At 72.8% G+C, this 14,122-nt stretch carries 14 protein-coding genes; 11 read left to right on the forward strand and 3 right to left on the reverse strand.

All coding sequences use genetic code 11. From position 1 onward, the window contains the following. Nucleotides 1-162 precede the first annotated feature (162 nt). Nucleotides 163-348 carry a 50S ribosomal protein L28 gene (rpmB, locus tag ACFV4P_RS32420; protein ID WP_073813963.1) on the reverse strand — a complete coding sequence of 62 codons (186 nt, stop codon included), beginning with the start codon at nt 346-348 and terminating at the stop codon, nt 163-165. Nucleotides 349-588: 240 nt separating this feature from the next. On the opposite strand from rpmB, the gene ACFV4P_RS32425 reads away from it, so the two are divergent. From ACFV4P_RS32425 to mutM, 10 genes are all read left to right on the forward strand, one after another. After that, a complete protein-coding gene (locus ACFV4P_RS32425; protein WP_380477091.1) occupies nt 589-2,193 on the forward strand; it encodes a DAK2 domain-containing protein in 1,605 nt (534 codons plus the stop codon). Nucleotides 2,194-2,230: 37 nt separating this feature from the next. After that, the gene (gene recG / locus ACFV4P_RS32430; RefSeq protein WP_380477092.1) at nt 2,231-4,435 is read left to right on the forward strand and encodes an ATP-dependent DNA helicase RecG; all 2,205 of its coding nucleotides are present in this window, start codon (nt 2,231-2,233) and stop codon (nt 4,433-4,435) included. Nucleotides 4,436-4,541: 106 nt separating this feature from the next. Beyond that, the gene (locus tag ACFV4P_RS32435; protein WP_380477093.1) at nt 4,542-5,051 is read left to right on the forward strand and encodes a hypothetical protein; all 510 of its coding nucleotides are present in this window, start codon (nt 4,542-4,544) and stop codon (nt 5,049-5,051) included. Nucleotides 5,052-5,137: 86 nt separating this feature from the next. After that, on the forward strand, nt 5,138-5,722 hold the full coding sequence (gene rsmD, locus ACFV4P_RS32440; protein WP_380477094.1) for a 16S rRNA (guanine(966)-N(2))-methyltransferase RsmD: 585 nt from the start codon (nt 5,138-5,140) through the stop codon (nt 5,720-5,722). Nucleotides 5,723-5,754: 32 nt separating this feature from the next. Next, nucleotides 5,755-6,240, forward strand: coding sequence for a pantetheine-phosphate adenylyltransferase (gene coaD / locus ACFV4P_RS32445; RefSeq protein WP_073813950.1), 486 nt, complete (start codon nt 5,755-5,757; stop codon nt 6,238-6,240). Between the two features lie 129 nt (nt 6,241-6,369). Further along, nucleotides 6,370-7,509 (forward strand): ATP synthase F0 subunit B, encoded by a 1,140-nt coding sequence (locus ACFV4P_RS32450; RefSeq protein WP_380477095.1) that lies wholly within the window; start codon nt 6,370-6,372, stop codon nt 7,507-7,509. 127 nt (nt 7,510-7,636) lie between these two features. Further along, on the forward strand, nt 7,637-8,260 hold the full coding sequence (locus ACFV4P_RS32455) for a YceD family protein (protein WP_380477096.1): 624 nt from the start codon (nt 7,637-7,639) through the stop codon (nt 8,258-8,260). A 49-nt stretch (nt 8,261-8,309) separates the two neighbouring features. Further along, nucleotides 8,310-8,483 (forward strand): 50S ribosomal protein L32, encoded by a 174-nt coding sequence (gene rpmF, locus ACFV4P_RS32460; protein ID WP_030056747.1) that lies wholly within the window; start codon nt 8,310-8,312, stop codon nt 8,481-8,483. 20 nt (nt 8,484-8,503) lie between these two features. Continuing rightward, the gene (gene rnc / locus ACFV4P_RS32465) at nt 8,504-9,292 is read left to right on the forward strand and encodes a ribonuclease III (protein ID WP_380477137.1); all 789 of its coding nucleotides are present in this window, start codon (nt 8,504-8,506) and stop codon (nt 9,290-9,292) included. 7 nt (nt 9,293-9,299) lie between these two features. Further along, nucleotides 9,300-10,154, forward strand: coding sequence for a bifunctional DNA-formamidopyrimidine glycosylase/DNA-(apurinic or apyrimidinic site) lyase (gene mutM / locus ACFV4P_RS32470; protein ID WP_380477097.1), 855 nt, complete (start codon nt 9,300-9,302; stop codon nt 10,152-10,154). A 4-nt stretch (nt 10,155-10,158) separates the two neighbouring features. Here the strand turns inward: mutM and ACFV4P_RS32475 are convergent, their stop codons facing one another. Beyond that, nucleotides 10,159-11,070 (reverse strand): hypothetical protein, encoded by a 912-nt coding sequence (locus ACFV4P_RS32475; protein WP_380477098.1) that lies wholly within the window; start codon nt 11,068-11,070, stop codon nt 10,159-10,161. Nucleotides 11,071-11,271: 201 nt separating this feature from the next. Between ACFV4P_RS32475 and ACFV4P_RS32480 the strand changes: the two genes are divergently transcribed. Beyond that, nucleotides 11,272-12,651, forward strand: coding sequence for a hypothetical protein (locus ACFV4P_RS32480; protein ID WP_380477099.1), 1,380 nt, complete (start codon nt 11,272-11,274; stop codon nt 12,649-12,651). Between the two features lie 54 nt (nt 12,652-12,705). Here ACFV4P_RS32480 and ACFV4P_RS32485 read toward each other — a convergent pair whose 3' ends face one another. Further along, a complete protein-coding gene (locus tag ACFV4P_RS32485) occupies nt 12,706-13,992 on the reverse strand; it encodes an MFS transporter (RefSeq protein WP_380477100.1) in 1,287 nt (428 codons plus the stop codon). Nucleotides 13,993-14,122 lie beyond the last annotated feature (130 nt).

Consider the following 14,122-nt stretch of genomic DNA (forward strand, 5'->3'; position numbering starts at 1 on the left):
TTTTTGGGCCGGGGCGGGGGTCTCGGCGCGGCCCACCCCGCCCCCCGGCCCCGGCGCCCCCCCGAGCCCCTGACAACAGAAAAGGAGAAAGCCGACCACGATCCCCGAAGGGCGTGATCGGCTTTCACCGAGCGAGAAGGTGACCGGCGTACCGGTTACGCGTCAGCGCGAGACCTTACCGGCCTTGATGCACGAGGTGCAGACATTCAGGCGCTTCGGCGTGCGTCCAACCACAGCGCGCACCGTCTGAATGTTGGGGTTCCAACGACGGGGGGTGCGGCGGTGCGAGTGGGAGATGCTGTTGCCGAAGCCCGGGCCCTTGCCGCAGACGTCGCAGTTGGCAGCCACAGGAGTCACTCCAAGACTTCAGATCAGGAACTTGAACAGCCCGGGGTGTTCCAGGCAACCGGGAGAGCATACAACGGTGCATCCCGCTCAACGAAACTACCACGGCCGCCGGGGTGATCGTTCCCCCGACCTGGGTCGGAGGGTGCCGCAGGCGGTGCCGCGAGGGCCGATAACCTGCCAGCATCGCCCTCGCCACCGCGTCCCGTCGGGTTTCCGTGGCGTTCACCCGGAGGAGACCTGGTGCTGGACACCCTCGACGCCCCGGCCGTCCGTACGTGGTGCCGGCTCGCGCTGGCGGCCCTCGGCCAGGCCCGCGAGGAGATCGACGCGCTGAACGTCTACCCGGTACCGGACGGCGACACCGGGACGAACCTGTACCTGACCGTGGAGTCCGCCGCCGAGGCGCTGGACGGCATGTTCGCGCAGGAGGAGCAGCCCACGCTGGCCGCGGCGGCGAACGTCGCGGCGCGCGGAGCGCTGATCGGGGCGCGCGGAAACTCGGGCGTGATCCTCGCGCAGTGGCTGCGCGGCCTCGCCGAGGTGCTGGCCGAGGGCGGCGGGCTGGCGGAGGCGCTCGGCAACGGCGCGCGCTCCGCCTACCTGGCCGTCGCGGAACCGGTCGAGGGCACCCTGCTGACCGTCGCCGCGGCCGCCGCCGACGCCGCGAAGGCCGCGGACGGGCTGACCGGCCAGGCCCGGGAGGCGTACCGGGCGGCCCGGCAGGCGCTGCTGCTCACCCCGGACCAGCTGACGGTGCTGGCCGAGGCGGGCGTGGTGGACGCCGGCGGCCGGGGGCTGGTGGCCGTGCTGGGCGCGCTGGTGGACGCCGTGTCCGGGCAGCAGCCGATGGGTCCGGTGGCGCTGCGCCGCGAGGACCCGGTGGTGGTGGCCGGCTGCGAGGGCCACGAGCGCCCGCCGGGCCCGGGCCACCCCGCGTTCGAGGTGATCTATCTGCTGGAGGCCGAGGACGGGCAGCTGCCGCGGCTGCGCGAACGGCTGGGGCGGCTCGGCGACTCGCTGGTGATCGGCGGCGGCGACGGCCTGTGGAACGTCCACGTGCACGTGGACGACGCGGGCGCGGCCGTGGAGGCCGGCGTCGAGGCCGGACGGCCGTACCGGATCCGGATCACGCACTTCGCGGAGGCGGCGGCCCGCTCCGGCGAGCGCGAGGAGACCGTCTCGCACGGCCGGGCCGTGCTGAGCGTGGTGACCGGCAGCGGGCTGGCCCAACTGTGCGAGCAGGCCGGTTCGGTGGTCCTCGAAGCGGACCCGGACCGCGCCCCCGCCAGCGCCGAACTGGTCGCCGCCGTGCACCGCTGCGCGGCCCGCGAGGTGATCGTGCTGCTCAACGACCCCGAACTGCGGGCCGCCGCCGGCGCCGCCGCCGACCAGCTGCGCGAGGAGGGCGTGCGGATCGCCGTGCTGCCCACCCGCTCCCCGGTGCAGGGCCTGGCCGCGCTGGCCGTGCACGACGCCGGCCGCCGCTTCGACGAGGACATGGTCGCCATGACGTCCGCCGCCGGCGCCACCCGGTACGCCGAACTCGCCGTCGCCGAGGGCGAGTCCTGGACGATGGCCGGCGTCTGCCAGGCCGGCGACGTGCTCGGCCTGATCGACGGCGACGTCGCGGTGATCGGCCGAGACCTCACCGAGACCGCCGTCGCCGTGCTGGACCGGATGATCGCCGCGTCCGGCGAACTCGTCACCCTGGTGCTCGGCGAGGACGCCCCCGCCGACCTCGCCGACCGGCTGATCGCGCACGCCAGGCGCACCCGCCCGGAGGTCGACACCGTCGCCTACCGGGGCGGCCAGGAGGCCGCGCCGCTGCTGATCGGCGTCGAGTGAGCCGGGACGTCCGACCTGTGGTGTGAAATGGGACCCGATGGGCGCTCTCGATGAACCACTGAAGGACCTGGTCGGCGACCGCACCGCGAAGGTGCTGGCCGACTCCCTCAAGCTGCGCACGGTCGGCGACCTGCTGCACCACTACCCGCGCCGGTACGTCGAGCGCGGCCAGCTCACCAGCCTGGACGAGCTGGAGGTGGACGAGCACGTCACCGTGCTGGCCCGGATCGAGAAGGTCACGCTGATCCCGTTCCGCGGCCGCAAGGGCGACCGGCTGGAGGTGGTGGTCACCGACGGCCGCTCCCGGCTGTCGCTGGTGTTCTTCAACCAGGGCTGGCGGCAGAAGGACCTCAAGCCCGGCCTGCAAGGCCTGTTCGCGGGCAAGGTCGGCATGTTCAACCGGACCCGCCAACTCGCCTCGCCCGACTACCAGTTGATCGACGGCGAGGAGGGCTCGTCGGCGGCCGAACAGTTCGCCGGCCGGCTCATCCCGGTCTACCCGGCCAGCGCCCAGCTGCCCAGCTGGAAGCTCTCGCTCTGCGTCGAACTCGCCCTCACCAAACACCTGGCGGACGTCGGCGAACCGCTGCCCGCCGACCTGCGCGCCGAGCACGAGCTGATCCCGCTGCCCGAGGCGCTCGAACTGATCCACCGCCCGCGCAACCAGGTCGACAAGGAACGCGCCCAGAACCGGCTGCGCTGGGACGAGGCGTTCGTCCTCCAGGTCGCCCTCGCCCAGCGCCGCGCCGCCGACTCCGCGCTGCCCGCCGTCCCGCGCCGCGCCGTCCCCGACGGCGTACTGGACGCCTTCGACGCCCGGCTGCCGTTCACCCTGACGGACGGCCAGCAGAAGGTCTGCGCCGAGATCTTCGCCGACCTCGCCACCGACCACCCCATGCACCGCCTGCTGCAGGGCGAAGTCGGCTCCGGGAAGACCCTGGTCGCGCTGCGCGCCATGCTCGCCGTGGTCGACGCCGGCGGCCAGGCCGTGCTGCTCGCGCCCACCGAGGTGCTGGCCCAGCAGCACCACCGGTCGATCGTCGAGATGATGGGCGAACTCGCCGAGGCCGGCATGATCGGCGGCTCGGAGATCGGCACCCGGGTCGCCCTGCTCACCGGCTCGATGGGCGCCGCCGCCCGCCGCGGCGCGATGCTCGACATGGCCTCCGGCAAGGCCGGCATCACCATCGGCACGCACGCCCTGATCGAGGACAAGGTGCAGTTCGCCGACCTCGGCCTGGTCGTCGTCGACGAACAGCACCGCTTCGGCGTCGAACAGCGCGACGCGCTGCGCGCCAAGGGCGAACAGCCCCCGCACCTGCTGGTGATGACCGCCACCCCGATCCCGCGCACCGTCGCGATGACCGTCTTCGGCGACCTGGAGACCTCCGTCCTCGACCAGCTGCCGTCCGGCCGCTCCCCGATCTCCACCCACGTCGTCCCCGCGCTGGAGAAGCCCAACTTCCTCACCCGCGCCTGGGAACGCGTCCGCGAGGAGGTCGGCAAGGGCCACCAGGCGTACGTGGTCTGCCCCCGGATCGGCGACGAGGAGGACACGCCGAAGGGGAAGAAGAAGCGCAAGGACGACCCGGAAGAAGTGGACGGGGGAGCGGGCAGCGAGGAGCGGCGGCCGCCGCTCGCCGTGGTGGAGACCGCCGAGAAGCTCGCCAAGGGCCCGCTCGCCGGGCTGCGGGTGGAGATCCTGCACGGCCGGCTCGCCCCCGACGCCAAGGACGACGTGATGCGCCGGTTCGCCGCCGGCGAGGTCGACGTGCTGGTCGCCACCACCGTCATCGAGGTCGGTGTCAACGTCCCCAATTCCACCGTCATGGTGATCATGGACGCGGACCGGTTCGGCGTCTCCCAGCTCCACCAGCTCCGCGGCCGGGTCGGCCGGGGCTCCGCGGCCGGCCTGTGCCTGCTGGTCAGCGACATGCCGGCGGCCAGCGCCGCCCGCGCCCGCCTCGACGCCGTGGCCGGCACCCTGGACGGCTTCGCACTCTCCCGGATCGACCTCGAACAGCGCCGCGAGGGCGACGTCCTCGGCCAGGCCCAGTCCGGCGTGAAGTCCTCGCTCAAGGTGCTGTCCGTCCTCGACGACGAGGACGTCATCGCCACCGCCCGCGCCGAGGCCACCCGACTGGTCGCCGCCGACCCCGAACTCGCCGCCCACCCCGAGCTGCGCACGGCCCTGGAGAGCCTGCTCGACGAGGACCGCGCGGAGTATCTGGAGAAGGGCTGAGAAGGGCCGTTCGAACAGGACCGATTGTCAGTGCCCCGAGAGAGAATGGAGTTGTTCGGGGCGCACTTCAAGTGGCGTCCCCGGCGCGAGACTTGGGGGTCATTGCATGGCATTCCGTCACCTCAACGAGCTCCCGCTCGGCGACAAGGTCTTCCGGATCGAGGTCGCCAGCGAAGACGACCGAGAAGTCACCCTCACCCTGACCGGCTGGCGCGAGGGCAACGCCGCCAACCCGGTCGCCTCCGGCAAGCTCCGCCTCCCGGTGGAGGACGTCGCCTCGCTGCGCATCGCGCTCAACCGCGCCCTGCGCGCGCTGGCGATCGTCGCCGACGTCTCCGAGCCCATCCCCGACCGCGACGTGCTGCGCGAGCTCTACCCCGGCCACGGCTCCCCGTGGGTGCCGCAGCACGAGGAGGAGCTGGTCCGCCGTTTCCACGACGGCGACACCATCGCCCGGATCGCCGCCCGCTACGGGCGCACGCCCGACTCCGTCCGCACCAAGCTGCGCGAGCTCGGCCACGACCCGCGCCGCCCGGAGTACTGCCCGCCGGACGGCTGCCTGTCCTGGTCGCGGTACGCGTCGCCCACGTTGCTCGGCGCCGCGTCCAACGAGTAGGGCCTGACGTGAGGGGCTGCGCGCCCGGCCATGCACTATTTGTCAGCTATGGTCGGGCGCGCAGCCCCTCCCACCTAAGGAACGTAATGCCCCGCGTAATCGCCGGCCATGCCGGAGGCCGCCGGCTCGTCGTGCCGCCCGGCCGGAACACCCGTCCGACCTCCGACAAGGCGCGGGAGGCGATGTTCTCCACCGTCGAGTCGCTGTTCGGGCCGATCGCCGGGGCACGGATGCTGGACCTGTTCGCGGGCAGCGGCGCGGTCGGGCTGGAGGCGCTGTCGCGGGGCGCGTCGCACGCGCTGCTGGTGGAGGCGGACGCGAGCGCGGTGAAGGCCGTGCGGGAGAACGTCCGGACGCTGGGGCTGCCGGGCGCGGAGGTGCGGGCGGACAAGGCGGAGAAGGTGATCGAGGGGCCGCCGCCGGCCGAGCCGTACGACCTGGTGTTCCTCGATCCGCCGTACGCGGTGGAGGACGCCGTACTGCGGGAGATGCTGGTCACACTCCGCTCGGGGGGCTGGCTGTCCGAGCACGTTCTCGTCACCGTGGAACGCAGCACCCGAGGCGGCGAGTTCGGCTGGCCGGACGGCTTCGAAGGGCTGCGCTCGCGCCGGTACGGCGAGGGCACGCTCTGGTACGGTCGCGCCGCTGCCGGGGCTGACCAAGACTCGTAGCAGAACATCCCGCCCCACAAGGGAGCACACCCATGCGCCGCGCCGTCTGCCCGGGGTCCTTCGACCCCATCACCAACGGACACCTCGACATCATCGAGCGGGCCTCGAAGCTGTACGACGTGGTGCACGTGGTGGTGGCGGTGAACCGCAGCAAGCAGGGGATGTTCACGGCCGAGGAGCGGATCGGCCTGATCGAGGAGACCACCGCACACCTGGGCAACATCCAGGTGGAGCCGCACAGCGGCCTGCTGGTGGACTACTGCAGGGAACGCGGCATCCCGGCGATCATCAAGGGCCTGCGCGCGGTCAGCGACTTCGACTACGAGCTGCAGATGGCGCAGATGAACCACGGCCTGACCGGCGTGGAGACGCTGTTCGTGCCGACCTCGCCGACGTACAGCTTCCTGTCCTCCAGCCTGGTCAAGGAGGTGGCCACGCTGGGCGGCGACGTCTCCCACCTGCTGCCGGCGCTGGTGCACGCGCGACTGGTCGAGCGGATCGCCGAACGCCGCAAGTGACGAAGGCGTTGTGAGCGGCGGGGTGGGTGGCCGTACAGTCTGTACTCCCGGCCCCGGGACCGCCGTTCGCGGACTCGTGGCACTGCCTCCGCCGCACTTCGGCGGCACACGGAAAGACTGAAGACGCCCGTGGACGTGCAGCAGAAACTCGACGAGATCCTCGCGATGGTCGAGAAGGCCAAGGCGATGCCGATGTCGGCCTCCTGCGTGGTCAACCGTGCCGAACTGACCGGCCTGCTGCGCGACTTGCGCGAGGCGATGCCCGCCGAACTCGCCCAGGCGCAGTCCGTGGTGGCGGACCATCAGCAGATGGTGGCCGACGCCCAGGCGCAGGCCGACCAGATCATCCGCGGCGCGCACGACGAGCGCGGTTCGCTGATCTCCGACACCGGGGTCGTGCGGCAGGCCCAGGCCGAGGCGGACCGGATCCTCGCCGAGGCGCGCGCCGAGGAGCGCACCAAGCTCGCCGAGGCGGACGACTACGTCGACTCCAAGCTCGCCAACTTCGAGGTGGTGCTCACCAAGACGCTCGGCGCGGTCGGCCGCGGCCGGCAGAAGCTGCGCGGCGAGGCCGGGGTGTACCAGTCGGGCGCAGAGGGCGCCGAGGACGGCGAGGAGTTCCAGCCGCAGCGGATCAGCCCCAGCCCGGAGGCCGACGAGTACGTCGATGTGAAGCTCGCCACCCTGGAGGCGGTGCTGTCGGCGACCCTGGAGGCGGTCGGCAAGGGCCGGGACAAGCTGCTCGGCAAGGCCCCGATCGACGATCTGGGCGCCTACCTGGCCGCCGCCGACGAGGCCCAGCAGCTCAAGGACCGCGCCGAGGCGGTCGCGGCGGGCTTCGCCACGGGCGACGGCGAGCAGTCCTGGTACGCGGACGTCCCGCAGCAGCAGAGCTGGCCCGAGCCCGCCCCGGCCGCGGCCGGCTGGCAGAACCCCGCCGAGGACCAGTACGGCCAGCCGCAGACCCCGCAGTACGCCGAGGCGTACGGCGGCGGCTACGACCCGGCGGCGCCCCCGCAGGCCGACCCGTACGGGCAGCCGTACGGCTACCAGCAGGCGGCCGACCCGGCGTACTACCAGCAGCAGCCGTACCAGCAGCCCGGCTACGACCAGTGGGGCAACCCGCTGCCCGCCGACCCGAACGGCTACCAGCAGCAGCCCCAGCAGGTGCCGCAGCTGCCCCAGCAGCAGGCCGGGCTGGACGAGACCAGCTTCTTCGACACCAGCATGATCGACATGACCCGGCTGCGGGAGCTCGGCGGACGCTGACCCCGGGCGAGTTGGGTTCGGCCCGGACTCTCGGGTAGTCTGACCACTCCGGCCAGCTTGTGCCGGGTTCGCCGCGTGCCCGCGTCCGGGCCGCGCACCGCAGGAACCGCACTCGCGCCACGCAGGAATGCGTGCGCCACCAGGAAGTCAGGAAACCTTGAACCGCCTCGACCACCGCGACCCCCTCGTGTTCGACACGCACGAGCTCGGCCGTCGCCCCGGCTCGCTGCGCAAGGTGTCCCGCACCCTGGAGGCCCCGGCGGAGTTGGGCATCGCGGATGTGATCGGCGTCCCGGAGAAGAGCGAGGTCAAGCTGGAGCTCCGGCTGGAGTCCGTGGTCGAGGGCGTGCTGGTCACCGGCACCGCCGAGACCCACGTGACCGGCGAGTGCTCCCGCTGCCTGGAGCCGCTGGAGGACGACCTGGAGGTCGACTTCCAGGAGCTCTACTACTACCCGGAGTCCGAGGAGCGTCACCGCGCGATCGCGGGAGACGACTTCGACGAGGAGTCCGAGGACGAGACTTACCGCCTGGAGGGCGACCTGTTCGACCTCCAGCCGGTGCTGCGTGATGCGGTGGTGCTCGCACTGCCGCTGCAGCCGGTGTGCCAGGACGACTGCCTGGGTCTGTGCTCCGAATGCGGGGCCCGCCTGAGCGACGACCCGGCGCACCACCACGACGCCGCCGACCCCCGGTGGGCGGCCCTGCAGGGACTCTCCGCCGCCCCCGGCGACGAGGGTGACGAGGAATAAGACACAGCGGTACCCGTGAGGGTCTCGCCGTAGAACCAGGAGATTTACCGTGGCTGTTCCGAAGCGGAAGATGTCGCGCAGCAACACGCGTCACCGGCGTTCCAACTGGAAGGCCGTCGTGCCCGCGCTCGTCGCGTGCGACCGCTGCCACGAGCCGAAGCTTGGGCACATCGCGTGCCCGAGCTGCGGCACGTACAACCGTCGCCAGGTCCTCTCGGTCTGATCGGCGGGGTGCACGGATCGATGTCGGACGGCAGCAATTCTTCTCGCAAGCCGACCCCCGGTACCAACGGGGGTAAGGGCGGCGGGCCGGCTTCGACCGAATACGACGTCCTGGAAGGGCGCCTCGGGTACTCACTTGAGCGCGCCCTTCTGGTACGTGCCCTGACCCACCGCTCGTACGCGTACGAGAACGGCGGGCTGCCCACCAACGAGCGCCTGGAATTCCTCGGCGACTCGGTGCTGGGCCTGGTGGTGACCGACACCCTCTACCGCCTCCACCCGGAGGTCGCCGAGGGGACGCTCGCCAAACTCCGTGCCGCGGTGGTCAATTCCCGCGCGCTCGCCGAGGTCGGCCGCGGGCTGGACCTCGGAGCCTTCATCCGGCTCGGCAAGGGTGAGGAAGGAACCGGCGGCCGCGACAAGTCGTCGATCCTCGCCGACACCGTCGAAGCCGTGATCGGCGCCATCTACCTCGACCAGGGCCTGGGTTCGGCCACGGACTTCGTCCACCGGCTGTTCGACCCGCTGATCGCGGAATCGGCGCTGCTCGGTGCGGGCCTCGACTGGAAGACCAGCCTCCAGGAACTCACCGCTGCCGTCGGCATCGGCGTTCCCGAGTACGTGGTCGCCGAGTCCGGACCGGACCACGAGAAGACCTTCACCGCCGCCGCCCGGGTGGCCGGCCAGGACTACGGCTCCGGGAGCGGACGCTCCAAGAAGGAAGCCGAGCAGAAGGCCGCCGAGTCCGCCTGGCGCTCCATCAAGGCCAAGCAGGACGGCGAGGGCGACCGGCCGGCCACGACGGTCTGACCGCGCCGTGCCCGAACTCCCCGAAGTCGAAGTCGTCCGCCGCGGCCTGGCCCGCTGGGCCGCCGGACGGACCGTCGGCGACATCGAGGTGCTGCACCCGCGCGCCGTCCGCCGACAGGCAGGCGGCGCCGAGGAGTTCACCGCCCTGCTGCGCGGCCGCACCCTCGGCACGCCGCAGCGCCGCGGCAAGTACCTGTGGGTGCCGCTCGGCGACGGCCTGTCGATGATCGGCCACCTCGGCATGAGCGGCCAACTGCTCGTCCAGGAAGCCGACATGGCCGACTCCGTGCACCTGCGGGTGCGGCTCCGGTTCACCGACGGCGGCACCGAGCTGCGCTTCGTCGACCAGCGCACCTTCGGCGGCCTCGCCGTCGAGGAGACCGAACCCGACGACCCCGAGTGCACGCCGCTCTCGCTCGCCCACATCGCCCGCGACCCGCTCGACGCGCGCTTCGACGACGCCGGGTTCGTCACCGCGCTGAAGGCCAAGCGGACCACCGTCAAGCGGGCCCTGCTCGACCAGACCCTGATCAGCGGCGTCGGCAACATCTACGCCGACGAGGCCCTGTGGCGCAGCCGCCTGCACTACGACCGGCCCACCGCCACCCTGACCCGCCCCGCCGCGCTCGGCCTGCTCCAGCACGCCCGCGACGTGATGACCGCGGCCCTCGCCGTCGGCGGGACGAGCTTCGACTCGCTGTACGTCAACGTCAACGGCGAGAGCGGCTACTTCTCCCGCGACCTGGACGCCTACGGCCGCGAGGGCGAACCCTGCCGCCGCTGCGGCACCCCGATGCGCCGCGACGCCTGGATGAACCGCTCCAGCTACTACTGCCCGAAGTGCCAGCGCCGCCCGCGCTGACCCGTCAGCGGTGCGCGGCCTTCGCCTCCTCCTCGTCGGCGGCCGCCTGGAGCGCCCCGCCCTCCTCGCCGAAGTAGGCGACGCCGACCGCGCTGACCACCGCGAGGACGAAGCCGAGGACGGCCAGCCAGGCCAGGCCCGGCCGGGAGGAGTCGCCCAGCCAGAGGACGCCGACCGCGCCGGGGACGACGGTCTCGCCGACCACCAGGGCGGCGGTCGCGCCGTTGACCGAGCCGACCTGCAGGGCGACGGTGTGCAGGTACATGCCGCCGATGCCGCCGACCAGGATGGCGTACAGCGCCGGGTCGGCCAGCAGCGCGGTGATCGAGAACGGCTCGATGCCGTCCAGGATGCGCACCCCGATGCCCAGCACGCCGAAGCCGAGACCGGACAGCAGACCCGCCACGATGGCGCCGTTGGAGCCCATCCGCCGGACGATCAGCGAACCGCCGGCGATCAGCACCGCGGAGCCGATCAGCAGCGCCCAGTGGAAGGACCGGGCGGCCTCGTGCCCGCCCTCCGGCCCGGCGGCGACCGCGAGCAGCACCAGCGCGCTGCACAGGATGCCGATCGACAACCACTCCAACTGCCGCAGCCGCAGCCCGAGCAGCTTGACCGACAGCACCGCGGTGATCACCAGGTTGGCGCTGATGATGGTCTGCGACAGGAACAGCGGCAGCAGCCGCGCGGCCAGCGCACCCAGCCCGAAACCGATGAAGTCCAGCACCGTGCCGAGGATGAACTCCCAGGTGACGGCGGCCTTCGCGGTCGAGGCGAGGCTCGGCCCGCCGTGCTCGGTGACGGTGCCGTCGGCCGCCTCCTGCCGGGCCGAACGCCGGGCGCCGACGGCTTGCAGCACCGATCCGGTGCCGTAACAGACGGACGCGGCGACGGCGGTGACGAGGCCGAGGATCACGCTGGGAGCTCCTGTCGGGGGAGGGAAGATCGGCACCACTATGCCTGCTCGACGCCCCGACACGGCCGGGCGGGGCCCGACTCCGGCCGGTCGGCGGGGGTTCGGCCGGGTGGCCTCGTCCCCGAGTAGGGGACGACCTCAGGGTCGGACCGTCCCGGGGTAGGGCGTGGACCCGGGGTCGGGCCCGGTACGGTCTGGGGTATGAGAACTGTGCTTCGCCGCTCCCGAGCCACCGGGCCGGCCGCCGTGCTGGCCGCTCTGCTCGGCCTGTTGATGGTCCTCGGCCTGTCCGTGCCCGCCCAGGCGGCGGGCCTGAACGACGCCACCGACACGCTGAAGAAGACCCAGGTCTACGTCGACCCGGCGATGAGCGGCCGGTTCTCCAAGGACCAGGCCGACGCGCTGGCGAAGAAGCTGAAGAAGGCCGACAAGCCGATCTTCGTCGCGGTGCTGCCGGACAGTCAGGCGTACCCCGCGAAGAGCCTGATGAACGACGTGCGGACCAAGGTCGGCATCGTCGGCGTCTACGCGGTGTGGCGCGGCAACGCGTTCGACGCCCGCGCCGACGCCAAGGCGCTGTCGAAGGGCTCCGTCAGCAACATCGCCGGCTCCGCCTTCCGCGCCAACAACGGCGACATCAACGCCACCGTCAACGACTTCGTCGACCAGGCCGTCAAGCAGACCAAGGGCGACGGCCCGCAGCACAGCACCTCCGCCGCCTGGATCGTCGTCCCCGTGGCGCTGCTGGCGCTGGCCGGCGGCGGCGTGTTCCTGCTGTTCCGCCGCGCCAAGAAGCGCAAGGCGGAGAAGGCCCGCGCCGAACTCGCCCAGCTGCGCACCGTGGTGGACGAGGACATCACCGCGTTCGGCGAGGAACTCGACCGGCTCGACTTCAACCCCGGCGCCCCCGGCGCGGACGACGCCCAGCGCACCGACTACACCCGGGCACTGGACTCCTACGACCGCGCCAAGCGGACGATGGACGAGGCCAAGAAGCCGGACGACGTCCGCCCGGTCACCGAGGCGCTGGAGGACGGCCGGTTCGCGCTGGCCACCCTCGCCGCCCGCCGCGACGGCCGCCCGCTGCCCGAGCGCCGCGTCCCGTGCTTCTTCGACCCGCGGCACGGCCCCTCCACCATTGACGTCACCTGGGCTCCCCCCGGCGGCGCGGCGCGCACCGTCCCCGCCTGCGCCGACGACGCGAACCGGCTGGCCGTCGGTCAGGACCCGTACATCCGCACCGTGGAGACCGAGCACGGCCACCAGCCGTACTGGAACGCCGGCCCGGCCTACAGCCCCTGGGCGGGCGGCTACTTCGGCGGCGGCATGCTCCCCGGCCTGCTGGTCGGCACCATGCTCGGCTCGATGATCTCCTCCCCGGGCTACGCCTACGCGGGCGGCCACCACGACCACGGCTACAGCGGGGGCGGCACCGACTACACCGGCGGCGCGGACGCCGGCGAGTACTCGGGCGCGGCCTTCAACTCCTCCGACTTCTCCGGTGCCGACTTCGGCGGCGGGGACTTCGGTGGCGGGGACTTCGGCGGCGGTGGCGACTTCGGCGGGGGCTTCGGCGACTGACGTCGAACCTCCCCTGCCCGGCCCCCGGTCCCGTCTGCGGACCGGGGGCCGCTGTCATGCCCGGGCGGGGGAGGGGGCTTCGCCTGCCTCGCCCGCCTCGCCGGCCTCGGCTCCGACGGCGGCCGGGTCGGCGGGCTCGCGGCGGCCCAGCACCAGCAGCGTCAGCGCGCAGGACACCAGCTGCCAGACCGCGCCGAAGCCGAGCACCGAGCCCGCACCCACCCGGTCGGCGATCGGCCCGGCCAGCGCCAGCCCGACCGGGCCGAACGCGAACGCGCCGAGCGTCCCGTACGCGCTGACCCGGCCCAGCGCCTCCGGGGGGACATGACGCTGCGTCAACGTCGCGAACAGGGTGCCGCAGACGATCGAGGTCACCCCCGCGCCGGCCGCCGCGACCGCCACCAGCGGCAGCGGCCACCCCAGCGCCAGCGCACCCGAGGGCAGCGCCCAGCCCGCCGTCACGGCGATCGCCGTCCGCAGCGGCCTGGACGGTCGGCGGCCGAGCAGCAGCAGCCCGCCGAGCACCGCGCCCGCCCCGTACGCGCCCATCACCACGCCCCAGCCGCCCGCCCCGCCGAGCCGGTCGTCCGCCACCACCGGGCCGAGGATCAGGAACGGCGCCCACACCAGCAGGTTGAACAGGCAGCCCTGCAGCGCGCTCGCCCACTGCCACCGCCGGGAGCTGAACTCGCTCCAGCCGGCCCGCAGTTCGGACAGCAAGGAGGGCTCGTCGGCGGCGTCCCGGGTGACGGCGGGCAGCCGGAGCAGGGCCAGCGCCACGCCGCCGACCGCGTACGAGGCGGCGTCCACCAGCAGCACCCAGCCCGGGCCCGCGACGGCGGTCAGCAGGCCGGCGAGGGCCGGGCCGGCCACCGCGACGCCGTTCCGGGCGATCCCCAACAGGGCGTTGGCGTCGGAGAGTTCACCGGCCGGGACGAGGCGCGGCAGCAACGCGTCCAGGGCCGGCATGAACACCGCCTCGGCCAGACCCCAGAGCACCATCAGCGCGGCCAGCGCCCACACCCCGCCGTGCCCGGTGAACAGCAGCAGGGCCATCGCGGTCTGGGTCGCGCAGCGCAGCCCGTCCGAGCCGAGCATCACCCGGCGCGGGCCCAGCCGGTCCGCGGCCGCGCCGCCGAGCACCAGCAGCAGCACGATCGGCAGGATCCGCGCGGTCATCACCACTCCCAGCCCGGAGCCGCCGCCCCCGCCGTCGAGCACCGCGAAGGCCACCGCCACCGAGGCCATCGAGGACCCGAACAGGGAGACGGCATAGCCGAGGAAGAAGAGGCGGAACTCCCGCCCGCGCAGGACGGCGAGCCGCCGTGAGGTCAGCACCATGACCGGCAGACTGCACCGCCGCGTCGGCGTCCGGCAAGGACTTCCGGGGAGAAACTTGAGCGTCGCGGCATCAATTTTTCGGAGGGTGCTCAGTGCCGCAGTAAACCGTGCTGTTTACCGCAGTGGAGGC

This window comes from Kitasatospora sp. NPDC059795 (assembly GCF_042732175.1).
In the GTDB taxonomy this organism is placed as follows: domain Bacteria; phylum Actinomycetota; class Actinomycetes; order Streptomycetales; family Streptomycetaceae; genus Kitasatospora.

Coding starts and splice junctions, on each gene's coding strand:
- recG (WP_380477092.1), top strand. CDS start 2,231: ATGGGCGCTCTCGATGAACCACTGAAGGACCTGGTCGGCGACCGCACC.
- ACFV4P_RS32435 (WP_380477093.1), top strand. CDS start 4,542: ATGGCATTCCGTCACCTCAACGAGCTCCCGCTCGGCGACAAGGTCTTC.
- rsmD (WP_380477094.1), top strand. CDS start 5,138: ATGCCCCGCGTAATCGCCGGCCATGCCGGAGGCCGCCGGCTCGTCGTG.
- coaD (WP_073813950.1), top strand. CDS start 5,755: ATGCGCCGCGCCGTCTGCCCGGGGTCCTTCGACCCCATCACCAACGGA.
- ACFV4P_RS32455 (WP_380477096.1), top strand. CDS start 7,637: ATGCGTGCGCCACCAGGAAGTCAGGAAACCTTGAACCGCCTCGACCAC.
- rnc (WP_380477137.1), top strand. CDS start 8,504: ATGTCGGACGGCAGCAATTCTTCTCGCAAGCCGACCCCCGGTACCAAC.
- ACFV4P_RS32480 (WP_380477099.1), top strand. CDS start 11,272: ATGAGAACTGTGCTTCGCCGCTCCCGAGCCACCGGGCCGGCCGCCGTG.
- ACFV4P_RS32485 (WP_380477100.1), bottom strand. CDS start 13,992: ATGGTGCTGACCTCACGGCGGCTCGCCGTCCTGCGCGGGCGGGAGTTC.